This is a genomic window from Micromonospora sp. NPDC051924 (assembly GCF_055586005.1).
The window spans coordinates 14,661-36,908 of sequence record NZ_JBVJJA010000008.1 but is presented as its reverse complement, the minus strand read 5'-3'; the positions used below and the strand labels follow the sequence as shown (position 1 = coordinate 36,908).

General features: G+C 74.3%; 17 protein-coding genes. 10 read left to right on the top strand and 7 right to left on the bottom strand.

Annotated features, from left to right (window positions below):
- Positions 1-34: 34 nt before the first annotated feature.
- Both greA and ACZ6S5_RS08600 read right to left on the bottom strand, forming a co-directional pair.
- Entirely contained in the window at positions 35-535 is a 501-nt protein-coding gene (gene greA / locus ACZ6S5_RS08605) for a transcription elongation factor GreA (RefSeq protein WP_465999161.1), read from the bottom strand.
- A 129-nt stretch (positions 536-664) separates the two neighbouring features.
- Positions 665-1,099, bottom strand: a complete 435-nt coding sequence (locus ACZ6S5_RS08600; protein WP_465999159.1) for a DUF4307 domain-containing protein — start codon at positions 1,097-1,099, stop codon at positions 665-667.
- A 213-nt stretch (positions 1,100-1,312) separates the two neighbouring features.
- On the opposite strand from ACZ6S5_RS08600, the gene mca reads away from it, so the two are divergent.
- The 4 genes from mca (at position 1,313) to ACZ6S5_RS08580 (ending at position 7,329) form a co-directional block, all read left to right on the top strand.
- Complete coding sequence (mca, locus tag ACZ6S5_RS08595) at positions 1,313-2,194, top strand: mycothiol conjugate amidase Mca (RefSeq protein WP_465999158.1); 882 nt, start codon at positions 1,313-1,315, stop codon at positions 2,192-2,194.
- A gap of 48 nt (positions 2,195-2,242) precedes the next feature.
- On the top strand, positions 2,243-2,536 hold the full coding sequence (locus ACZ6S5_RS08590; RefSeq protein WP_465999156.1) for a hypothetical protein: 294 nt from the start codon (positions 2,243-2,245) through the stop codon (positions 2,534-2,536).
- A 221-nt stretch (positions 2,537-2,757) separates the two neighbouring features.
- The gene (locus tag ACZ6S5_RS08585) at positions 2,758-5,247 is read left to right on the top strand and encodes a putative bifunctional diguanylate cyclase/phosphodiesterase (RefSeq protein WP_465999431.1); all 2,490 of its coding nucleotides are present in this window, start codon (positions 2,758-2,760) and stop codon (positions 5,245-5,247) included.
- Positions 5,248-5,292: 45 nt separating this feature from the next.
- Complete coding sequence (locus tag ACZ6S5_RS08580; protein ID WP_465999154.1) at positions 5,293-7,329, top strand: thioredoxin domain-containing protein; 2,037 nt, start codon at positions 5,293-5,295, stop codon at positions 7,327-7,329.
- A 4-nt stretch (positions 7,330-7,333) separates the two neighbouring features.
- Here ACZ6S5_RS08580 and ACZ6S5_RS08575 read toward each other — a convergent pair whose 3' ends face one another.
- Complete coding sequence (locus tag ACZ6S5_RS08575; protein ID WP_465999153.1) at positions 7,334-7,984, bottom strand: pyridoxine/pyridoxamine 5'-phosphate oxidase; 651 nt, start codon at positions 7,982-7,984, stop codon at positions 7,334-7,336.
- Positions 7,985-7,996: 12 nt separating this feature from the next.
- On the bottom strand, positions 7,997-8,578 hold the full coding sequence (locus tag ACZ6S5_RS08570; protein ID WP_465999151.1) for a PadR family transcriptional regulator: 582 nt from the start codon (positions 8,576-8,578) through the stop codon (positions 7,997-7,999).
- A gap of 106 nt (positions 8,579-8,684) precedes the next feature.
- On the opposite strand from ACZ6S5_RS08570, the gene ACZ6S5_RS08565 reads away from it, so the two are divergent.
- The 3 genes from ACZ6S5_RS08565 to purE all read left to right on the top strand — a co-directional run bounded on the left by ACZ6S5_RS08565 (position 8,685) and on the right by purE (position 10,931).
- Complete coding sequence (locus tag ACZ6S5_RS08565) at positions 8,685-9,158, top strand: hypothetical protein (RefSeq protein ID WP_465999149.1); 474 nt, start codon at positions 8,685-8,687, stop codon at positions 9,156-9,158.
- Between the two features lie 67 nt (positions 9,159-9,225).
- Positions 9,226-10,386 (top strand): 5-(carboxyamino)imidazole ribonucleotide synthase, encoded by a 1,161-nt coding sequence (locus ACZ6S5_RS08560; RefSeq protein ID WP_465999148.1) that lies wholly within the window; start codon positions 9,226-9,228, stop codon positions 10,384-10,386.
- Positions 10,387-10,439: 53 nt separating this feature from the next.
- Positions 10,440-10,931 (top strand): 5-(carboxyamino)imidazole ribonucleotide mutase, encoded by a 492-nt coding sequence (purE, locus tag ACZ6S5_RS08555; RefSeq protein ID WP_465999146.1) that lies wholly within the window; start codon positions 10,440-10,442, stop codon positions 10,929-10,931.
- Between the two features lie 19 nt (positions 10,932-10,950).
- On the opposite strand, the gene ACZ6S5_RS08550 is transcribed toward purE, so the two are convergent.
- Together ACZ6S5_RS08550 and ACZ6S5_RS08545 are read right to left on the bottom strand one after the other, a co-directional pair.
- Positions 10,951-15,846, bottom strand: a complete 4,896-nt coding sequence (locus ACZ6S5_RS08550) for an SCO7613 C-terminal domain-containing membrane protein (protein WP_465999144.1) — start codon at positions 15,844-15,846, stop codon at positions 10,951-10,953.
- Positions 15,847-15,996: 150 nt separating this feature from the next.
- Complete coding sequence (locus tag ACZ6S5_RS08545) at positions 15,997-17,424, bottom strand: UDP-glucose dehydrogenase family protein (RefSeq protein WP_465999142.1); 1,428 nt, start codon at positions 17,422-17,424, stop codon at positions 15,997-15,999.
- Positions 17,425-17,672: 248 nt separating this feature from the next.
- Between ACZ6S5_RS08545 and ACZ6S5_RS08540 the strand changes: the two genes are divergently transcribed.
- Positions 17,673-18,836: an acyl-CoA dehydrogenase family protein gene (locus tag ACZ6S5_RS08540; protein ID WP_465999141.1), complete on the top strand. Its 1,164-nt coding sequence runs from the start codon at positions 17,673-17,675 to the stop codon at positions 18,834-18,836.
- A 56-nt stretch (positions 18,837-18,892) separates the two neighbouring features.
- Here the strand turns inward: ACZ6S5_RS08540 and ACZ6S5_RS08535 are convergent, their stop codons facing one another.
- Complete coding sequence (locus tag ACZ6S5_RS08535; RefSeq protein WP_465999140.1) at positions 18,893-19,549, bottom strand: hypothetical protein; 657 nt, start codon at positions 19,547-19,549, stop codon at positions 18,893-18,895.
- 23 nt (positions 19,550-19,572) lie between these two features.
- Between ACZ6S5_RS08535 and ACZ6S5_RS08530 the strand changes: the two genes are divergently transcribed.
- Entirely contained in the window at positions 19,573-20,088 is a 516-nt protein-coding gene (locus ACZ6S5_RS08530; RefSeq protein WP_465999138.1) for an acyl-CoA thioesterase, read from the top strand.
- Positions 20,089-20,239: 151 nt separating this feature from the next.
- Positions 20,240-22,228, top strand: a complete 1,989-nt coding sequence (locus ACZ6S5_RS08525) for an acetoacetate--CoA ligase (RefSeq protein ID WP_465999136.1) — start codon at positions 20,240-20,242, stop codon at positions 22,226-22,228.
- Positions 22,229-22,248: the final 20 nt, after the last annotated feature.

The window sequence follows — 22,248 nt, the reverse complement described above, 5'->3', positions numbered from 1 at the left end:
GACCCGAGCCGTCCGGCGCGGGTCCGGAGGGCGGTCAGCCGGAGAACGGCTCGAACTTGACCACGGTCACCTTGATGTCGGCGCCGCTGGGCGCCGTGTAGGTGCAGGTCTGGCCGGCCTTGCCGCCGAGGATCGCCTTGCCGAGCGCGGACTCGGGGCTGTAGACGGTCAGGTCGGTGGTGGAGGCGATCTCCCGGGAGCCGAGCAGGAAGGTCTCCGTGTCGTCGGCGTCGTCGTCGAAGTAGATCGTCACGACCATGCCCGGCGACACCGCGTCGGCGGCGGGGGCCTCGCCGACCTTGGCGGTGCGGAGCAGTTCCTTCAGGTAGAGGATGCGTCCCTCGGCCTTGCCCTGCTCCTCACGGGCGGCGTGGTAGCCCCCGTTCTCCCGCAGGTCGCCCTCCTCGCGCCGGGCGTTGATCTCGGCGGCGATGACCGGCCGGTTGGCGATCAGTTCGTCGAGCTCGGCCTGGAGGCGGTCGTACGCGTCCTGGGACAGCCAGGTGGCGGACGCCCCGTTGCCATTGGTGGACACAGGCGGTCTCCTCGGTTGGTGCGGACTGGCTGACAGGTGAACCACCAAGTTACCAGTGCCGGGCACGTCGGGGTGTCGCCGATCACCCCCGGTGCCGGCGGCGGGACCGGGGGTGCGGGGCCGGCCGGGTCAGCCGGCGGGCCGGCAGCGCAGCACCTCGCCGACGAACGGGCGCGCGCTGGTCGGCACCTCCTGCCGGGCGGTGACGTGGCGCTGGCCGGGGCGGGCGGTCACGGTGGCCTCGACGTGCCCGACCTCGGCGCCGTCGTGGGAGCGGGCCCGCAGCAGGCAGGTCGCCGAGCCGCCCGGCGGCACGGTGACCCGGAAGTCGACCACCACCCGGGTGTCGGTGATCCCGGTGTAGGTGATCACCTCAGCCCGGTACTCCGGGTCGCCGTACTGCTGGTAGAGCTTGGCGGCGAACAGCCCGAGGATGGCCAGCAGGACGGCCACCACCAGGGCGAGCAGGAGTGGCCGGCGGCGGCCGGGCTCGCGGCGGCGGCCGTACCGCCCGGGCGGGAAGACCGGCGTGCCCGGGGTGATTGTGGCGTGCGTCTCGCTCACCGGCGGGTATCTCCTGGCGTTGTTGTCGGCGGCATCGGCAAGAATGGCAGAGTCCATCTTCCCAGCCCGGCGCTGAGCCAAGGATGGCAGGTCGGCCGAGTGGCCGACCAGCCGCCGCGGGGGTCTCGGCGGGCGCGGGGGGAGATTCCGGCAGGTCAGCCGGTCCGGCCCGGAGGGGCCTGGTCCGGCCGGCACAGACGAGGAGCGCCGAAGGTGGCAGAGCAGCTGCGTCTCATGGCGGTGCACGCCCATCCTGACGACGAGTCGAGCAAGGGCGCCGCGACCACGGCGAAATATGTCGCCGAGGGGGTCGACGTCCTGGTCGTCACCTGCACCGGCGGCGAGCGGGGGAGCGTGCTCAACCCCAAGATGGACCGCCCGGACGTGTGGGCCAACATCGCCGACATCCGCCGCGCCGAGATGGACGCGGCCCGGGCGATCCTCGGCATCGAGCAGGCCTGGCTCGGCTTCGTCGACTCCGGCCTGCCCGAGGGCGACCCGCTGCCGCCCCTGCCCGAGGGCTGCTTCGCCCTGCAGGACGTCGAGACCGCCGCCGCCCCGCTGGTGCGGCTGATGCGCCAGTTCCGTCCGCACGTCGTCACCACGTACGACGAGGAGGGCGGCTACCCGCACCCCGACCACATCATGACCCACCAGGTGACCGTGGCCGCCTTCGAGGCTGCCGGCGACCCGGAGCGGCACCCGGAGCTGGGCGAGCCCTGGCAGCCGCTGAAGCTCTACTACGACATCGGCTTCTCCCGGGCCAAGATCATGGCGCTGCACGAGGGGATGCTCGCCGCCGGCCTGGAGTCCCCGTACGGCGAATGGATGAAGCGCTGGGAGGACCGGCCGGACAAGGGCGGCCGGATCACCACGCGGGTGGAGTGCGCCGAATACTTCCCGGTGCGGGACGACGCGCTGCGCGCCCACGCCACCCAGATCGACCCGGACGGCTTCTGGTTCCAGGTGCCGATGGACCTCCAGCAGCGCGCCTGGCCGACCGAGGACTACCAGCTCGCCCGCTCGCTGGTGGACAGCCCGCTGCCCGAGTCCGACCTCTTCGCCGGGGTCCGCGAGACGGCCCATGCCCGCTGATCCGGCGACGGCGTACCCTGGTGGGCAGTCGCACATCGGAGGAACACCATGCTGACCACCGCCCAGGTGCTCGCGGAGAACAACTTCGGTGACACCCGTTCGGGTGGTCTGGCCGGTCCGATGGGCCTCTTCCTCATCGTCGCGCTGGCCACCGTCACCGTCCTGCTGATCCGCAACATGAACGCCCGGCTGCGCCGGCTGCCCGACCGGTTCCCGCCGCAGCCCGCCCCGGCCGACCGAGGCCGGGCCGACGCCGCAGTCGTCGATCCGACAGACGGGACCGTCTCGCAGGAATCACCCGCGGAGTCTCCCAACGGCTCCCAGCAGCGCCGAAACGGGTAGTCGGCGCGTGAATCACGTCGAAGCCGGCCGTCGCCCCCTGTTGCGACCACCGGCTTTGGCTTAGCCTTCCGCCGGGGGACCGAAAGTCCCTGAGCCGTGCGCGGAAGGGGGGCGCCGATGTCCGTGGCAGCAGCGGTCACCCACCGTGCCCTCGGACCGCCGGCCGATTGGGTGGGCCCGTGACCTCCGGCAGGGACGCTCATCCCCCTGACCGGCTCGGCCTGCGCGGCACGCCGGCCGGGGTCCTCCTGGTGACCGCCGCCGTCGCGGCCACCGCGCTGGGTGCCGCGGTGCTCGGGCTCACCGTCCCGACGTCCCTCCCGGCCGACGACCCGGTGCCGGCGCCGGCCCGGTTCGCCCTCGCGGTCGCCGTGTTCGCCGTCGCCCAGCTGGCCCGCCTGCGGTTCCGCACCGCCGCCGGCATGGTCAGCATCACCTGGGGCGAGGCCGCCCTCATCGTCTGCCTCTACCTCGTACCGGCCGGTTGGCTGCCGGCTGCGGCTTTGCTCGGCGCCGGGGGCGCCTGGACCGCGATGTCCCTGTGCGCCGACCGGCGGCCGGTGCTGGAGCTGGTCCGGATCGCCGGCTCGCTGACCGCCGCCACCGCCCTCGCCGCCGCGGTGGCCAGCGCGCTCGGCCGGCCGATGCTCGCCGCGCCGACCCCGGAGCTCGCCCTCGCGCTGATCGCCGGCTCGGTGACCTATCTGCTCACCACCGCGTGGCTGGGGGGTGCGAGCCTCGCGCTGCGGCACGGCATTCCGATCGGCCCGCCGCTGTTCGCCGCGCTCCGCGGCAAGCTGCTCATGTTCGTCGGCAACGTGGCGGTCGGCCTGGTGGTGGTCGCGCTGCTGGAGCTGGACCCGCGCTGGCTGCTGCTCCTGCCGCCGCCGCTCTGGCTGCTCCAGCAGACCTACCGGCACCGGCTCCGGGGCGACCAGGAGCGCCGCACCTGGCGGGCGTTCGCCGAGGCCACGGCGGCGCTCAACCAGCTCGACGAGCGGGGGGTGGCGACCGCCGCGGTGACCGGCGCCCTCTCGCTCTTCGGTGCCGAGCTGGTCGAGGTGGACGTCGCCCGGGACGACGGCCGGTGGCGGCGCTACCGCGCGGACACCGGAGGGCAGATACGGGACCGGGAGGTGCCACCTCCGGCCCTGGCCGAGTCCGGCGAGCACGAGCTGGCGCGGTCGCTGACCGTGGGCAGCGTGGAGGTGGGGCAGCTGCGCGTCCACTTTCCCCGGTCCGCGCCGCCCACCGCCCGGGAACGCGACGGCGTGGCCGCGTTCGGCGACGCGCTGGCCGCCGCCCTGCACGACGCGGCCACCCACCGCGAGTTGCGGCTGGTCACCGCCCGCTCCTCGTACGAGGCGGTGCACGACCAGCTCACCGGGCTGCTCAACCGGGCGGCCATGCTCACCAAGGGCGACCAGGCGTTGCGGCAGCTCGCGCACGACCACCCGGTCGCGCTGCTGCTGCTCGACGTCAACCAGTTCAAAGAGGTCAACGACACCCTCGGGCACGCCGCCGGGGACCAGCTGCTGCGGCTGACCGCGAATCGGCTGGCCGCCCTGGGCCGCCGCGGCGACCTGCTCGGGCGGCTCGGCGGCGACGAGTTCGCCGTGCTGCTGACCGCGGTCCCGGTGGTCGACGACCGCGCGGCCCCGATCACGTACGCGCTGCGCCAGGCCCGGGAGATCGCCGAGCGGCTGGCCGCGCCGACCGAGGTGGCCGGGGTGCGGATGTCCGTCGAGGTGGCCGTCGGGGTGGTGGTCGCCGCCGCGGGCGCCGCGGACATGACCGAGCTGCTGCGCCGGGCCGACATCGCCATGTACCAGGCGAAGGAGGGCGGCGGCAGCGTCGCCGCGTACGACAGCTCCCGGGACGCGGCCAGCACCGACCACCTGGCACTGCTGGCCGAGCTGCGCGAGGCCCTGGAGGCCGACGACCAGCTCGTGCTGGCCCTGCAGCCGGCGGTGGACCTGGCCACGGGCGCCCCGACCGGGGTGGAGGCGCTGATCCGCTGGCGGCACCCGCGCCGCGGCTGGCTCGGTCCGGCCGACTTCATCCGACCGGTGGAGAACAGCGAACAGCTCGGCGCCTTCACCCGGTACGTGCTGGACAAGGCCCTCGCGGTGGCCGCCGGGTGGGCCCGCGAGGGCCTCGAGGTGCCGATCTCCGTGAACCTCTCGGCGCGCAGCCTGCTCGACCCGCGACTGCCCGGGGAGATCGCCGACGCGCTGCGCCGGCACCAGGTCCCGCCGCACCGGCTGGTCCTGGAGATCACCGAGACGGTGGTGATGAGCGAGCTGGAGGTCATCGACGAGGTGCTGGCCACCCTGCGGTCGATGGGGGTGCAGCTCGCGGTCGACGACTTCGGCACCGGCTTCTCGTCGCTGACCTTCCTGACCCGGATCGCCGTCGACGAGCTGAAGGTCGACCGCTCCTTCGTCATCCGGATGGCCGACTCCCCGGAGGCGGCGGCGATCGTGCGGACCACCGTCGGGCTCGCCCACGAGCTGGGGCTGCGGGTGGTGGCCGAGGGGGTGGAGACCGCCGAACAGCGGACCGCCCTGGCCGAGCTGGGCTGCACCGCCGCGCAGGGCTACCACTTCTTCAAGCCGATGCCGGCCGACAAGATCGGCGCGGTGCTGGGGTCGCTGCGCGACGGCGCCCAGGGCAACGTCTTCCCGCTCCGCGCCGACGGCGCCTCCTGACCGGCACCACCGGCGGTGGCCGCCGGGGCTGGATATGGTCGTCGGGTGAACCGACTTGCCGAGGCCACCTCGCCGTACCTGCTCCAGCACGCCGACAACCCGGTCGACTGGTGGCCCTGGTGCGACGAGGCGTTCGCCGAGGCGAAGCGGCGCGACGTGCCCGTGCTCATCTCGGTCGGTTACGCCGCCTGCCACTGGTGCCACGTGATGGCGCACGAGTCGTTCGAGAACGAGGGCGTCGCCCAGCTCATGAACGAGGACTTCGTCTGCGTCAAGGTGGACCGGGAGGAGCGCCCGGACGTCGACGCCGTCTACATGACCGCCACTCAGGCGATGACCGGGCAGGGCGGCTGGCCGATGACGGTCTTCGCCACCCCGGACGGCACCCCCTTCTTCTGCGGCACCTACTTCCCCCGGCCGAACTTCATCCGCCTGCTCGGCTCGGTCGCCAGCGCCTGGCGGGACCAGCGGGAGGCGGTGCTGCGGCAGGGCGCCGCCGTGGTCGAGGCGATCGGGGGCGCCCAGGCCGTGGGTGGGCTCACCGCCCCGCTCACCGCCGACCTGCTCGACGCCGCCGCCGCGCAGCTCGCCGAGGAGTACGACGAGACGAACGGCGGCTTCGGCGGGGCGCCCAAGTTCCCGCCGCACATGAACCTGCTCTTCCTGCTCCGGCACCACCAGCGCACCGGCTCGGCGCGGAGCCTGGAGATCGTCCGGCACACCTGCGAGGCGATGGCCCGGGGCGGCCTGCACGACCAGCTCGCCGGCGGGTTCGCCCGCTACTCGGTGGACGGCCACTGGACTGTGCCGCACTTCGAGAAGATGCTCTACGACAACGCGCTGCTGCTGCGGGTCTACACCCAGCTCTGGCGGCTCACCGGGGACCGGCTGGCCCGGCGGGTGGCCCGGGATACCGCCCGGTTCCTCGCCGACGAGCTGCACCGGCCCGGCGAGGGCTTCGCCTCTGCGCTGGACGCCGACACCCAGGGCGTCGAGGGTCTCACCTACGTCTGGACCCCGGCCCAGCTCGTCGAGGTGCTGGGGGAGGAGGACGGCCGCTTCGCCGCCGACCTGTTCGGGGTGACCGAGGAAGGCACCTTTGAGCACGGCACCAGCGTGTTGAAGCTGGCCCGGGACGTGGACGACGCCGATCCGGCGGTCCGGGCCCGCTGGCAGGACGTGGTCGGCCGGCTGCTCGCCGCGCGGGACACCCGCCCCCAGCCGGCCCGGGACGACAAGGTGGTGGCCGCCTGGAACGGGCTGGCGATCACCGCGATCGCCGAGTTCCAGCAGGTCGCCGCCCTCTACGCGTCGCCCGACGAGGAGGACGCCAACCTCATGGAGGGGGTCACCATCGTCGCCGACGGCGCGATGCGCGACGCCGCCGAGCACCTGGCGAGCGTGCACATCGTGGACGGGCGGCTGCGCCGGGTCTCCCGGGACAAGGTGGTCGGCGAGCCGGCCGGCGTGCTGGAGGACCACGGCTGCGTGGCCGAGGCGTTCTGCGCCCTGCACCAGCTCACCGGCGAGGGACGCTGGCTGACCCTGGCCGGGCAGCTGCTCGACGTGGCACTGGCCCGGTTCGCCGCCCCGGACGGCGGCTTCTACGACACCGCCGACGACGCCGAGCGCCTGGTCACCCGGCCGGCCGACCCCACCGACAACGCCACGCCGTCCGGCCGGTCGGCGATCGTCGCGGCGCTGGTCGCGTACGCGGCGCTGACCGGGGAGACCCGCTACCGGGAGGCGGCCGAGGCCGCGCTGTCGACGGTGGCGCCGATCGTCGGCCGGCACGCCCGGTTCACCGGGTACGCGGCCACGGTCGGCGAGGCGCTGCTCTCCGGGCCGTACGAGATCGCGGTGGTGACCGACGACCCGGCGGGCGACCCGCTCGTCGCGGCCGCCCACCGGCACGCCCCGCCCGGGGCGGTGGTGGTGGCCGGCCGGAGCGACCAGCCGGGCGCGCCGCTGCTGGCCGACCGGCCGGCGGTGGACGGGCGGTCGACCGCGTACGTCTGCCGCGGGTTCGTCTGCCAGCGGCCGGTGACCTCGGTCGACGAGCTGGTCGCCCAGTTCGGCTGAGCGGTCACGGCCAGAGCAGCTCCCGAGCCCAGCCGTCCCCGCCGCGGCGGTAGCGCAGCCGGACGTGCCGGCGGTCCCGGTCGGCCTGCCAGAACTCGACGGTCTCCGCGGTGACCGAGTAGACCGTGTGCGCCTCGGCGATCAGCCCGGGGTCGGCGGCCAGCCGGGCCCGCACCTCGGCCAGTTCCCGGTCCAGCTCGGCGCGGCCGGTCAGGACGGCGCTCTGCCGGCCGGCGAGGGTCGCGATCCGGGAGCCCTCCGGTCGGGCCAGGAAGTCCCGGCGGGAGACGTCGGGGTCGGCGGGCCGGGCGGTGCCGCGTACCCGGACCTGCCGCCCCTGCTCGCGCCAGTGGAAGCTCAGCGCTATCCGGGGGTTGCCGGCGAGCTGCCGCCCCTTGGCGCTGGTCGCCGTGGTGGCAAAGTGCCAGCCCTCGTCGTCGAGGTCCTTGAGGATCAGCACCCGTGCGTCGGGCGCGCCGTCGGCGTCGACCGTCGAGACGGTCATCGCGTGCGGCTCGTCGACGCCGGCGGCGATCGCCCCGGCCAGCCAGGAGGCGAAGAGCGGTACCGGCGCGTCGGGCGCGTCGGCGGGATCGAACGGGGGCATCTCGTGCGCGAGCACGGGAAGCCCGCGCAGCAGGTCGCGGGTACTCATGACCTGATCATGTCAATCGGCGGCCGGTGACATCGTCCCGCGGTCTCCGCCGGTCCGGTCCGCCGGCCGCAGCGGCCCGGGCAGGGCGTCGAACCACTCCAGCACGGCCCGCTCGTAGGCCAGCCCGAAGCGCAGCGTCGCCACGGAGTACGGATCGATCTCGTCCGCCTCCGCCGGCAGCGCGGCGGCCACCTGCTCGTACTCCACGAGCCGGGCGGCGTGGGCGGTCCGGTGCCCGGCCAGGTACTCCGCCAGCCGTTCGGGTGGGAGGTGCCGCCCGAAGAGCACCGTCAACAGCAGTGGAAAACGGATGCTCTCCGCCGCCGGCGGCTTTGCGGCCCACTCGGCGAACGTGGCGCGGCCGGCTTCGGTGATTTCGTACGGCTGCCGGTCGCGCCGCCCTCGTGCGCCGGCCCGGACCAGCCCGGCGGACGCCATCGCGGTCAACTCGCGGTAGACCTGGCTCTGGGTCAGCGACCAGAACGCGCCGATCCGCTGCTGGGCGTACTCGACCAGGTCCCAGCCGGTCATCGGACCCTCGTGCAGGAAACCCAGGAGGGAAGCGGCGGTGGCGTTCAACGGCCGGTCCGGCATGGGTGGGCACTCCTTCTCGACTCGCTTGACATCCCATTGTGTCAGGTCGCATGCTGGCCCTATCGACATCCCATTGTGGGAGGTCGACGAGCGGGGGGAGATCGTCATGCGCACGTTCCTGGTCGTCGTCCACGCCCTCAGCGGCACCACCGGGCTGCTGCTTGCGCTGCCAGTGCTGCTCGCTCCGAAGCGGCGGGGCCGCCACAGCCGGCTCGGTTGGGCCTATGCCCTCGCCGCCGTCGGGCTCAGCCTCAGCGCGCTTGGCCTGTTCGCCCTCGATCCGGCGCGGCTGTGGGGACTTGCCATTCTCGGCGCGCTCACCCTGGGCTGGCTGATCGGCGGGCTCTGGGTCGCCCGCCGCCGCCCGCGTCGCCTCGGCGCCCGCGGTTGGCGGATCTGGCACCTCAACCTGATGGGCAGTACGGTGATCGCCTTCGTCACCGGCTTCGCCGTACAGATGACCGATGGCAACCTGATCGCCTGGTTCGCGCCCACCGTGATCGGCTCGGGGTTGATCGCTCGGCGTACCGCTCGCGAGGTGGTCCGTCGCCCGCGCCCTGTCGTGGTCCACTCCGCCTGAATTTGCCGGTCCGCTCCGTGGACCTCGCGGCTGGCAGCGCCGGCCGCCCGGATAGGCTGGCGGCGCTATGGATTCCCGTACCGGACTGCCTGTCGTCGGCATGGTGGGCGGTGGCCAGCTGGCCCGGATGACCCACCAGGCCGCCATCGCCCTCGGCCAGTCACTGCGCGTGCTGGCGCTCGCCCCGGACGACGGCGCCGCGCTGGTCGCGGCCGACGTCCAGTACGGCGACCACACCGACCTCGCCGCCCTGCGCACCTTCGCCAAGGGCTGCGACGTGGTCACCTTCGACCACGAGCACGTGCCCACCGAGCACATCCGCGCCCTCGCCGACGAGGGGGTGAAGCTCTTCCCGCCCGCCGACGCGCTGCTGCACGCCCAGGACAAGCGGGTGATGCGCGAGCGGTTGGGCGAGCTGGGCGCGCCGAACCCGGCCTGGCAGCCCGTCGAGCAGCCCGCGGACCTGGTCGCCTTCGGCGCGGAGGTCGGCTGGCCGGTGGTGCTCAAAGCGGCCCGGGGCGGCTACGACGGCCGGGGCGTCTGGCTGGTCGAGGACGCCGTCCAGGCCGAGGAGCTGGCCACGACCCTGCTCGCCGGGGGCACCCCGTTGATCGTCGAGGAGCGGGTCGCGCTGCGCCGGGAGCTGGCCGTGCAGGTGGCCCGCTCGCCGTTCGGGCAGGTCGCCGCGTACCCGGTGGTGGAGACGGTGCAGCGGGACGGGATCTGCGTCGAGGTGCTGGCCCCGGCGCCCGGCCTGCCGGAGGAGCTGGCGGTCGCCGCCCAGCAGCTCGCCATCGACCTGGCCACCGCGCTCGGCGTGATCGGCCTGCTGGCGGTGGAGCTGTTCGAGGCTCCCGGTGGCCTGGTGGTCAACGAGCTGGCCATGCGGCCGCACAACTCGGGGCACTGGACCATCGAGGGGGCCCGGACCTCGCAGTTCGAGCAGCATCTGCGGGCGGTGCTGGACTACCCGATGGGGGACACCTCGCTCACCGCGCCGGTCGTGGTGATGGCGAACGTGCTCGGCGGCGAGCCGGGCGGGATCTCCATCGACGAGCGGCTGCACCACCTGTTCGCCGCCGAGCCCGGGGCCAAGGTCCACCTGTACGGCAAGCAGGTGCGACCGGGCCGCAAGATCGGGCACGTCACGGTGCTCGGCGACGACCTGGACGACGTACGGGCCCGGGCCGCGCGAGCCGTCCGCTGGCTGCGCGAGGGACACGAGTGAGTGCGAGGAGTGGGCTTGCGGGCCCCGCAGTCGCGAACGAAGGGAAGACCGGAGTGAGCACCGTCGGGCTGATCATGGGCAGCGACTCGGACTGGCCGACCATGAAGGCCGCTGCCGAGGCGCTGGACGAGTTCGCGGTGCCGTACGAGGTCCAGGTCATCTCGGCGCACCGGACCCCGGTGAAGATGATCGAGTACGGCCGCGACGCTGCGGGCCGGGGCGTCAAGGTGATCATCGCGGGGGCCGGTGGCGCGGCTGCCCTGCCGGGCATGGTCGCCTCGGTCACCCCGCTGCCGGTGATCGGGGTGCCGGTGCCGCTGAAGCACCTGGACGGGATGGACTCGCTGCTGTCCATCGTGCAGATGCCGGCCGGCGTGCCGGTGGCCACGGTCTCCATCGGCAACGCGCGCAACGCCGGGCTCCTCGCGGTGCGCATCCTGGCCGCGAGCGACCCGGTGCTGCTCAAGCGGATGGCGGACTACCAGGCGAGCCTGGAGGAGTTGGTCGCCGAGAAGGACGGCGCCCTCCGCGCCTCCCTGTCCTGAGAGCGCCAGCCCCTCGAATTCATCTCATGCCGCGTAGGGCGGTCTGCAGGCGTTCCTGGGCGCGGCGGCGGCGCTCGTTGCTCGCGCCGAGCACCAGCAGGATGAAGCCGACCGGGATCAGCACCAGCCACGGGCCGAGGCTGAACAGCGCGTGCACCGCCGCGACCGCGGTGACCGTGGCGCCGACGATCACCGGCGCCTGCTGCCGGGTCATCGAGCCGAAGATCAGCACCGCCACCGCGCCGAGCAGCAGCAGGACCTGCCGCAGCATGCTGGAGTCGGTGGCCACCACGATCGCCAGCGTGGGCAGGAACGCGGCGACCAGGGCCGGCCCGTACGCCACCCAGCTCGACAGGTCGGGGCGGTGGCGCAGCTCCAGCACGCCCACCAGCAGGGCGAGCGCGGCGAACGGCAGGGTGTACGCCTCGGGCAGCGCCACGTCGGCCACCCGCATCAGGATCCACCAGGCGCTGATCTCGCAGGCCACCACCGACCAGAACAGGATCCGCCGCTCCACCGGCCGGCGGCCGGGCCGGCTGGCCGCCACCCCGAGTACGGCGCCCCAGGCGGCCAGCAGCGCGGCGATGTGCCGCGGCGAGTCGTACGCCAGGGCCAGCGCGATGAGCGCGGCCGCGTAGCCGCTCCACTCCACGGTGGCCGCCTCCCGGTACGCCTCGGGACGGCGCAGCCGGGGCAGGGTGGCGGCGAAGACCTGGAGTGCCGCCCCGACCGCCAGCACCCCGAACGCCGACCAGACCGCGGCGAGACCGGCCACCAGCCCGAGGGTGAGCACGAACAGTTCGGCCATCAGCGAGGCGAAGAGCCAGCCCAGGATGCGGGCCCGCTGGGTGGTGCCGAAGAGCGCGGCGACCACGCCGACGCCCACCGCCCCGCCGAGCGTGAAGAGGGTCAGCTGCCGGGTGGCGAGGCTGCCGGCCAGTCCCGCGCCCCCGGCGGCCAGCCCGATCGCGAAGACCAGCACCCGGGCGACCCGGATCGAGCGGGCCGGTTCGACCAGCGGCGGCGGCGGGGTGAGCGCCAGCCCGAGCATGGCCAGCGTGAAGACCGCCAGCCCGGCCAGCGCGCTCTCCGGCCAGCCGTGGCCCAGCGCCGCCGGCGTGATCAGCAGGGTGACGGCCGCGCCCGGCAGCACCACCGGCACGGCCCGGGACCGCCGACCGCCGCTGAACCCGATCGCGGCGAGCGCCGCCGTGGCGGTGAGCAGCAACGCGGTGAGCACGTGGGTGGGATCCACCGCCTCGGGGGGCGGGGTACGCAGTCCGGGCGGCGGCCCCTGCCACACCCGGGACAGCACCTGCATCGGCTGTACCAGGGCGACCAGCAGCGGCGGCGCGAGGGTCACCAGGGCCAGGGCGACCGGCAGCACCGCCGCCGCGAGGGCCCCGGCCGCCGGGTTGACCCGCCAGCGCAGCTCCGAGCCGTCGTCGGGCCACCGGCGCAGCGCCCCGTTCAGCAGCACCGACCAGCGGCGTACCGGCTGGGCGGAGCCGGCCGGCGGGACGGTGGCCGCCCGGATCAGCTCCGCGAGCACGCCGAGCAGCGCCGCCGCGGCCGCGTACACCCCGGAGGGCAGGTGGGTGAGCACGGCGGCGACCGCGCTGATCGTGCCGCCGCCGACCACGGCCACGCTCGCGAACGGCAGATACTGCGGGACCTGCCGGCGCACCGCCGCCACCGCGGCCAGCCCGATGCTGGAGGCGGCCAGCGCGGCGGTCAGCACCACCTGCGGTGACCGGCCGAACTCGGCGGCCAGGGCGGCCACCGCCCCGGGCAGCGCGAGCAGGGCGGCACCCGCCGCCGCGCCACCCACCTGCACGAGATGCGCCGGCATCCCCTCGGTGCGTACGTCCTCGACCACGGCCGGCGCCAGCGCCCGGGCCAGGGCCGCCACCACCACGCCGATCAGCGCGATGCTGCCCAGGGCCAGCGCGGTGGTCCACGGGCGGACCAGCCCGGCCCCCGCGGCGTGCAGGGCGACCACCCCGGCCACGGTGGCCCGGGACAGTGCGGCACGCGGATCCGCCGCCGCCACCGCCGCGGTGCCGAAGACGGTGGCGGCCATCGCGCCCACCAGCACCGGGGACCACCAGGGCAGGTCGAAGGCGGCCGGGGTGCCGATGGTGGCGAGCACGGCGGCCGCCCCGGCCACGTCGTACTTCCAGGGCGGCGGCAGCAGGATGCCGGCGGCCACCGCCAGCATGGCGAGCGCGACCGGAGCCTGCCAGGTCGCCCCGCCGACCGGGGCGGCCGGCCAGCCGCTCAGGTCACCGGCCCAGATCGGACCCGGGGTGGCCAGTACACCGACCCCGCCCCGCAACGCGCTCCAGCCGGCGATCAGACCGATCACCGTGCCGCCGAGGGCGATGCCGAGGATCGGACCGCGTCGCCACTCCTCGGGCATCGCCCGGGCCGCGACGGCGACCACCAGCACCAGCGCGGCCGCGACCACCAGCTGGCCGCCCGGTGCCAGCACGGCGGCGATCCGGACCAGGGTGGCGATGAGCGCCGCCGTGGTGGCGGCCAGGGCCAGGTCGGAACCGTCCAGGGACAGGTCGGAGCGGCGGCCGGCGTCGATCCTGGGGGCCAGCGCCAGCAGCGCGGCGGCGAGCAGCAGCAGGCCACCCACCCAGGCGTCGGCGGTGGTGGCGCCCGGCGCCCCGAACGCGGCCGTGGCCACCCCCACCGCGCCCAGCACGGTGCCGACCGCGTGCGGCGCGCTGAGGCGCCGCTGGGCGACCTGGACGACGGCGGCGTGGCCGAGGGTGACGCAGACGCCGAGGAAGCTGGCGGCGAGGATCGGGACGGTGACCTCGCGGAGGTTCGCCGGAGTGGCGGCCGGGGCGGTCGGCTCGGTGGCGGCGACGAAAGCGGCGACCGCCCCGGGCAGGGCGAACGCGGCTCCGCCGGCCGCCCAACCGGACACCGTGTCGGCCGCGACGGCGATCCGTACCCGGGGTGCGAGGGAGACCAGCGCGCCGGCCAGGAAGAGCAGGGTCAGCGCGGCGGCGGTGAGTGCGGGCCGGGCGAGCGCGGCGCCGGCGCCGAGCAGGCCCAGGCCGGCGCCGGTGACGGCGTGTACCAGCGCCGCCCGTCGGGTGCCGGCGGCGAGCCCCAGCACGCCGATGCCCACCGCGGTCAGCAGCATCGGCCAGCAGGCGGCGGCCCAGCCGAGCCCGAGGGAGGCCGGCACGGCGAGCGCGGTCAGCGCCGCCCCGACCACGGCGAACTCGCGCCCGATGTCCGGCGGCAGGGCGATCACCGCGGCGATCGTGAGCAGCAGGGCGCTCGCGGCGAGCTGCCAGCCGGTCGGCCCGACGGCCGCCGCCAGCTCGCCGTGCCACCGGCTCAGGTCCGCCGACCAGGCGGGCAGCGACGCGCGGACCGGGGCCAGCCCGGCGCGCAGCGCGCCGCCGGCCACCACCAGGCCGCTGACCGTCAGCGCCACCGCCGAGGCGAGCTGCGGGCCGCGCCGGGCGGTTTCCGGTACGGCCCGGACGGCGAGCCCGGTCAGCGCGATGACCGCGGCGATGAGCAGCAGCGACCGGCCGGGGAAGGCGACCGAGGCGACCCGGCCCAGGGCGCCGATCACCGCGAGGGTGACGATGCCGGCGCCCACGTCGGGCAGCGGCGGCCGGCGCAGCACCAGCGTCCCGGCCAGCCCCACGACCGCGGCGAGCAGCAGCACCGCGCCCGCCGCGGCGGCGGCGGGCACCGTGTCGGCGCGCAGCAGGGCGGTGACCGCGTACGCCAGGGCGACGGCGACCGCGATGCCGTGCAGCACCCAGGCCAGCTCGCGCAGCCAGGGCACCGGGCGGGCCGGGGACGCCGCCGGTGCGCCGCCGGCCGGTTCGCCGCCGAGCACCTCGGCGGACTCCTCCGGGTCCGCCTCGGGCCGCTCGTCGGCGGCGCGTTGCCGGGGCGGGGCGGGCGGGGTGGGCAGGTCCCGCCGGACCGGCCGCTCGACGACCACCGCCGAGCGGGCCAGGGCGAGGTCGACGACGGCCACCACGGTCAGCACCAGCGCCCAGCCGGCCGGCCCGGTGATCCGCTCGTACGCCAGCAGCGGCAGCACCGGTTGGGCGGCCAGGACGGTGGCGAACCGGGGGGCGCGCAACCCCGTGGCGTACGCGTACCCGACGGAGACCACGGTGGTGACCAGGAAGATCGACCCGGCGAAGGCCGGCCCGGAGGTGGCGCCGCCGATCCGGTCCACCGCCCACAGCGCGTACCCGGCCAGCGGCAGCAGGAGCAGCCCCACCGAGGCGATCGTCTCGGCGGTCGAGGTGAGCCCCCGGCGGGCCAGCACCGGCGGTGCGAGCAGCATCAGCACCGTCGCCACCAGCAGCACGCCGAGCCGGGCCAGCGCGTCCATCGAGCTGGTGGCGACCGCGGCGAAGACCACCGCCGCGACACCGAGCAGCAGCGCGCCGAGCCCGAGCGGGATGTTCTGCACCTCACGGGAGGACGCCTCCGGCGGGTGCTCCGGGTCGTCCACGTCGAGCCACTGGGGCCGGGTTCGGGAGGGCGGCGGGAGGTCGTCCGGGCCGGGCGGCGGGGTGCCCTGCCGGGGCACCCGGGGCGGCGCGCCGGTGGTGGCCGTGGGCGGGCGTCGGCCGGGGCGGCGGCGCAGCACCCGCCGGGGTCGGCTGGCCTGCTTGACCCGCTCCTCACCGGCGTGCGCGAGGATGTCCCGCTGGAAGAGGGCGGCCTGCATCTTGGCCGCGATCTGCCGCTGCTCGCGGGCGATCTCGGCGTCGCGCGCCTTCATCTCCGCGATCGAGCGCTCGATGTCGGCCAGGTGCTCGGCCCACTGTGGCTGGTCCGCCCCGCAGTGCGGGCAGACCACGGCCGGCTTGATCTCCCGTCCGCACGAGGCGCACCTGAAGGTCTGCACGACATCCTCCGTCCGGCCGGCCCGTGGTACGGACCCCCACTGTCGCAGCATGCCTTGGCGGGGCGCGGATTTCGACCGTTGACGGCGCGTTCGGGGCAACAAAAAGGACGGCCGTGGCGGATCGCCACGGCCGTCCGGTGCGTCAGCGGGTCAGGGGCGGCCCATGCCCCGGTACTCCCAACCCGCCTGGGCCCACAGTGTGGAGTCCAGGCAGTTGCGGCCGTCGACCACCTTGCGGCCGTTGACCAGCTCGCCCAGCGCGACCGGGTCGGCGTTGCGGAACTCGGCCCACTCGGTGAGGACGCAGACCAGGTCGGCGTCGCGGACCGCGTCGGTCATGCTCGCCTCGTACGTCAGCTCCGGCACCGCCCGGCGGGCGTTCTCCATGCCCTGCGGGTCGAACACGCGCACCTCGGCGCCGGCCTTGTCGAGCAGCGCGGCGACGGCGAGGGCCGGGGCGTCCCGGACGTCGTCGGTGTTGGGCTTGAAGGTCGCGCCGAGCACGGCGATCCGGGTGCCGGAGAGGTCGGGCCCGGCCGGCCCGGACCGGCGGCCGAGCAGGTCGGCGGCGAGCTGCACCACCCGGGTACGCCGGCGCAGGTTGATCAGGTCGACCTCGTGCAGGAAGCGCAGCGCCTCCCCGGCGCCGAGTTCCTGGGCGCGGGCCTGGAACGCCCGGATGTCCTTGGGCAGGCAGGCGCCGCCGAAGCCGAGGCCGGCCTGGAGGAAGCGGTTGCCGATCCGGGGGTCGTACCCGATCGAGCGGGCCAGCTGGGTGACGTCGCCGCCGGCGGCCTCGCAGACCTCGGCCATCGCGTTGATGAAGGAGATCTTGGTGGCCAGGAAGGCGTTCGCGGCGACCTTGACCAGCTCGGCGGTGGCGAAGTCGGTGACCACCAGGGGCACCTCGCGGTCCTCGGTGGCGGCCAGGTCGAAGACGCCCTTGTGGGCGGCGTAGAGCATGCCGTTGGCCCACTCGCTCTTGACCCCGACCACGATCCGGTCGGGTCGCAGCACGTCGTCGACGGCGAAGCCCTCCTGGAGGAACTCGGGGCTCCACGCCACCTCGACGCCCAGGTCGGCGGGGGTGTGCTTGCCGACGAGCTGCTCCACCCACTCGGCGGTGCCCACCGGCACGGTGGACTTGCCGACGATCAGCGCCTTGCGGGTCAGGTGCTGGGCCAGGCTGGTCACCGACGCCTCGACGTACGACAGGTCGGCGCCCATGCCGTCGGCCCGCTGCGGGGTGCCGACGCAGATGAAGTGCACGTCGCCGAAGTCGGCGGTCTCCTGGATGTCGGTGCTGAACCGCAGCCGGCCGGCGGCCAGGTTGCGCCGCAGCAGCTCGTCCAGGCCGGGCTCGTGGATCGGGACCTCGCCGGCGTTCAGCTTGGCGATCTTGTCCGCGTCGACGTCGAAGCCGAGCACCTCGTAGCCGAGCTCGGCGTAGCAGATGGCGTACGTCGCACCGAGGTAGCCGGTGCCGAGGAAGGTGACGCGGGGCCGGGCCGCGCCGGAGGGCGGGGTCACCGCCGCGATGGCCGGCACCGGCTGGGTGTTCGGGTACGGGATCGTCACGCCTGTCTCTCCGCTCGCACTGGCGGCGCTTCCTTGCGTCGCAATCTGCTCCGGCGCCTGGCCGGGCACCGAGGGAAGGGATTGTCCTCTTGTCTGAGGGTAGTTGTGTCGCGCGGACGCCTGCCGGGCGCGAGCCTACCCGCCGGTAACGTCTGGCCGGACCCTGTGGCTATATTTCAGTCTGCGGCAGTCGGCGGCCTCCGGGCGCCACAGACTGCGCATGATAGCGGTGAAGGGGAGGGGCCGACATGGCCGCAGAGGAGTCGTTCGACGTCTACCGGTTGCCCGAGGAACACGAGGCGATCCGGGAGGCGGTCCGTGAGGTCTGTGCGGCGAGGGTGGCCCCGCACGCGGCCGAGGCGGATGAGACGGGTGAGTTTCCGAAGGCGTCGTACGACGCGCTGCGGGCCGCCGATTTCCACGCCCCGCACATCCCGGTCGAGTACGGCGGCGCGGGCGCGGACGCCCTGGCCACCGCGATCGTGATCGAGGAGGTGGCCCGGGCCTGCGCCTCGTCCTCCCTGATCCCGGCCGTGAACAAGCTCGGCACCATGCCGCTGCTGCTGGCCGGCTCCGAGGAGCTGAAGCGGAAGTACCTGACCCCGGTCGCCGCCGGCGAGGCGATGTTCTCGTACTGCCTCTCCGAGCCGGAGGCGGGCAGCGACGCCGCCTCGATGACCACCAAGGCGGTCCGCGACGGCGACCACTGGGTGCTCAACGGCGTGAAGCGGTGGATCACCAACGCCGGCGTCTCCGAGTACTACACGGTCTTCGCTGTGACCGATCCCACAGCCCGGTCCAGGGGCATCTCGGCCTTCGTCGTGGAGAAGTCCGACGCCGGGGTCAGCTTCGGCGCCCCGGAGAAGAAGCTCGGGATCAAGGGCTCGCCCACCCGCGAGGTCTACTTCGACAACGTGCGCATCCCGGCGGACCGCATGATCGGCGCCGAGGGCACCGGCTTCGCCACCGCCATGCGCACCCTGGACCACACCCGGGTGACCATCGCCGCCCAGGCCGTCGGCATCGCACAGGGCGCGCTGGACTACGCCAAGGGGTACATCCAGGAGCGCAAGCAGTTCGGCAAGCCGGTCGCCGACTTCCAGGGCATCCAGTTCATGCTCGCCGACATGGGCATGAAGCTGGAGGCGGCCCGCCAGCTCACCTACGCCGCCGCGGGCAAGTCGGAGCGGGGCGACGCGGACCTGACCTACTTCGGCGCCGCCGCGAAGTGCTTCGCCTCCGACGCCGCCATGGAGATCACCACCGATGCGGTGCAGCTCCTCGGCGGGTACGGCTACACCCGCGACTACCCGGTCGAGCGGATGATGCGGGACGCCAAGATCACCCAGATCTACGAGGGCACCAACCAGGTGCAGCGCATCGTCATGGCCCGTCAGCTGCTCAAGGGCTGACCCGGACGACGGCACGATCGGGCGGGCGGGCCGGGTGACCGGCCCGCCCGCGGCGGTCAACGGGTCTCGGTGGTGCCCTCCGGTCGGCCGGCCGCGCGCGGGGGCGCGGACCACGGCGACTCGCCGCCGGTGCGGCGGGGCAGGGGTTCGGTGGGGGTGGGGTCGGGATAGCCCAGGCTGAGTGGGTCGGTGTCCTTCGACGCGTCGCTCGGCGGCCAGTCGCTGAACGGCTGGGAGGTCGTGACCGGCGTGTCGACCGGGGTCAGCTCCGCCTCGGCCGCCGACTGTCCCGGCCACTGCCGCCAGCGCTGCCCGCTGAACACGGCCATCAGCAGCAGCACGCCGATCAGGAACAGCGTGCCGTTCTCCAACGGCTGGCGCAGCGGCAGCGGATCCCCGAGCATCTTCCAGCCCTCGGGGACCCGGTTGCGGACGGTGAACGGCGCGACGAACATCCCGAGGTACGGGACGGCCAGCAGCAGCCCGGTCACCAGCGGACCGAGCGGCGAGAAGCGCAGCGTGGCGAGCAGGCCGAGCAGAATGCCGGCGACGCCCAGATAGACGGCCGGCTCGATCAGGTTGGGCGTGCTGTACGTACCGAGTTCCACCCAGCGGTGGATGGTGCGTCCAGATCCGTCCTGACCGAGAGTGACGAGCACCCAGGTGACGGGCGCCACCACCAACCCGGCGAGGAAGCTCCAGAGATGTCGCATCCGCGCACCGTACCGTTTTCGACATGACAGAGCACCCCTCCGCCCCACCGGGCAAGCCGACCTCGTACTCGCGGGTCACGCTGAGTCGCATCATGACCGCCGTCGATGTCAATCTGTACGGGACCGTGCACGGTGGGGTACTGATGAAGTTCGTCGACGATGTCGCCGGGGCGGCCGCCGCCCGGCACAGCGGGGGCACCGCGGTCACCGCCTCGATCGACGAGATCGTCTTCTCCGAGCCGGTCCGGGTCGGCGACCTGGTGCACGCGCACGCTCAGGTCAACTGGACCGGGCACACCTCGATGGAGGTGGGGGTGAAGGTGGTCGCCGAGCGCTGGGACTCGGCCGAGGACGAGCCGGTCCGGGTGGCCACCGCGTACCTGGTCTTCGTCGGGGTGGACGTGGGCGGCGCACCCCGCCCGGTCCGGCCGGTGCTGCCGGAGACCCCGGAGGACGAGCGCCGCTACCGGGAGGCGGAGATCCGCCGGGCGCACCGCCTCGCCCGGCGCCGGGCGATCCAGGCGCACCGCGCCGGCTGAGGGCGGATCCACACATGCCGGGGTGAGGGGGTGTGGGCCGGCCACGCCCCCTCGGCGGCACCCGGTGCGGACAATGGCCAGGCGAGGTAGGGCAAGATGGCGCCACGGCCCATGCACAGTGTCGTGACGGGGCCTCAGGGAGGGTGGAGCAGTGGGTGACGTGCTGTGGACGCCGCCGGCCGACGTGCGTGAGCGGTCCCGGATCGGCGACTACCTGCGCTGGCTGGCCGAGCACCGGGGGCTGGAGTTCGCCGACTACGACGCGCTGTGGCGCTGGTCGGTGACCGACCTGGACGCCTTCTGGCGGTCGATCTGGGACTACTTCGAGGTGGTCGCGCACACCCCGCCGACCGCCACGCTCGCCGACCGGACCATGCCGGGCACCCGGTGGTTCCCCGGCGCGACGCTCAACTACGCCGAGAACGTGCTGCGGATGCCGGGCCGGGGCGACGACGACCCGGTGGTGGTCGCGCACGGACAGACCCGGGCGCCCGAGACGCTGACCGCGGGGCAGTTGCGCGAGCAGGTCCGCCGGGCGGCGGCCGGGCTGCGCCGGCTCGGCGTCGGCCAGGGCGACCGGGTGGCCGCGTACGCGCCGAACATCCCGGAGACCTTCGTGCTGCTGCTGGCCACGGCCAGCCTGGGCGCGATCTTCTCCTCCTGCGCCCCCGAGTTCGGCACCCGCAGCGTCACCGACCGGTGGCAGCAGATCGAGCCGAAGGTCCTGGTCGCCGTGGACGGCTACCGGTACGGCGACAAGCCGGTCGACCGGCGGGGCGAGGTGGCCGCCATCCGGGCGGCCCTGCCGTCGCTGGCGCACACCGTGAGCATCGCGTACCTGGACCCTTCCGGCGAGGCGCCCGACGGGGCGATCTCCTGGGCCGAGCTGGCGGCGGAGACCGACGAGCCGCTGACCTTCACCCCGGTGCCGTTCGACCACCCGCTCTACGTGCTCTACTCCTCCGGCACCACCGGCCTGCCGAAGCCGATCGTGCACGGCCACGGCGGCATCCTGCTGGAGCACCTGAAGATGCTGGCCCTGCACCACAACCTGGGCCCGGCCGATCGGTTCTTCTGGTTCACCACCACCGGCTGGATGATGTGGAACTTCCTGGTCTCCGGGCCGGCGGTGGGCGCCACGATCGTGCTGTTCGACGGCAACCCGGGCCACCCGGACCTGGGCGCGCTCTGGCGGCTCGCCGCGGAGACCGGCACCACGTACTTCGGCACCTCCGCGCCGTTCCTGCTGGCCTGCCGCAAGGCCAACCTGGTCCCCAAGGCGATCGCCGACCTGTCGACGCTGCGCGGGGTCGGCTCGACCGGCGCGCCGCTGCCCGCCGAGGGCTTCACCTGGGTATACGAGAACGTCGGCGACGCCCTCCAGCTCCAGTCGCTCTCCGGCGGGACGGACGTCTGTACCGGTTTCGTCGGCGGCGTGCCGCTGCTGCCGGTGCACGCCGGCGAGATCACCTGCCGGGCGCTCGGCGCCAAGGTGGAGGCCCGTTCGGCCGACGGCACCCCGGTGATCGGCCAGCTCGGCGAGCTGGTGATCACCGAGCCGATGCCGAGCATGCCGGTGGGCTTCTGGAACGACCCGGAGGGCACCCGCTACCGGGAGGCGTACTTCGAGGTCTACCCGGGCGTCTGGCGGCACGGCGACTGGATCACCGTCAACGAGCGGGGCGGCTGCGTGATCACCGGCCGCTCCGACGCCACCCTGAACCGGGGCGGCGTCCGGCTCGGCACCGCCGAGTTCTACTCGGTGGTCGAGGGGCTCGACGAGGTGGTCGACTCGGTGGTCGTGCACCTGGAGGACGACGAGGGCGGGGCCGGCGAGCTGTTGCTCTTCGTGGTGCTCGCGGAGGGCCTCGAACTGGACGACGAGCTGCGCAAGAAGATCTGCCGCGAGCTGCGTACGGCCCTGTCGCCCCGGCACGTCCCGGACGAGATCCACCAGGTCCGCGCCGTCCCACGCACCCTGAGCGCCAAGAAGCTCGAGGTCCCGGTCAAGAAGATCCTCACCGGCACGCCGGTCGACAGCGCCGCCGCCAAGGGCGCCCTGGCCAATCCCGACTCCCTCGCCGCCTTCGCCGCCTTCGCCCAACGCCGCGCCACCACCGACAACCCCACCCCCGCCTGACCCCCACCCCCACCCCCACC

Excerpts from the sequence above, each read along its gene's own strand:
- ACZ6S5_RS08590 (WP_465999156.1), top strand. The coding sequence starts at position 2,243 with ATGCTGACCACCGCCCAGGTGCTCGCGGAGAACAACTTCGGTGACACC.
- ACZ6S5_RS08575 (WP_465999153.1), bottom strand. The coding sequence starts at position 7,984 with ATGAGTACCCGCGACCTGCTGCGCGGGCTTCCCGTGCTCGCGCACGAG.
- ACZ6S5_RS08570 (WP_465999151.1), bottom strand. The coding sequence starts at position 8,578 with ATGCCGGACCGGCCGTTGAACGCCACCGCCGCTTCCCTCCTGGGTTTC.
- ACZ6S5_RS08565 (WP_465999149.1), top strand. The coding sequence starts at position 8,685 with ATGCGCACGTTCCTGGTCGTCGTCCACGCCCTCAGCGGCACCACCGGG.
- ACZ6S5_RS08560 (WP_465999148.1), top strand. The coding sequence starts at position 9,226 with ATGGATTCCCGTACCGGACTGCCTGTCGTCGGCATGGTGGGCGGTGGC.
- ACZ6S5_RS08540 (WP_465999141.1), top strand. The coding sequence starts at position 17,673 with ATGGCCGCAGAGGAGTCGTTCGACGTCTACCGGTTGCCCGAGGAACAC.
- ACZ6S5_RS08535 (WP_465999140.1), bottom strand. The coding sequence starts at position 19,549 with ATGCGACATCTCTGGAGCTTCCTCGCCGGGTTGGTGGTGGCGCCCGTC.
- ACZ6S5_RS08530 (WP_465999138.1), top strand. The coding sequence starts at position 19,573 with ATGACAGAGCACCCCTCCGCCCCACCGGGCAAGCCGACCTCGTACTCG.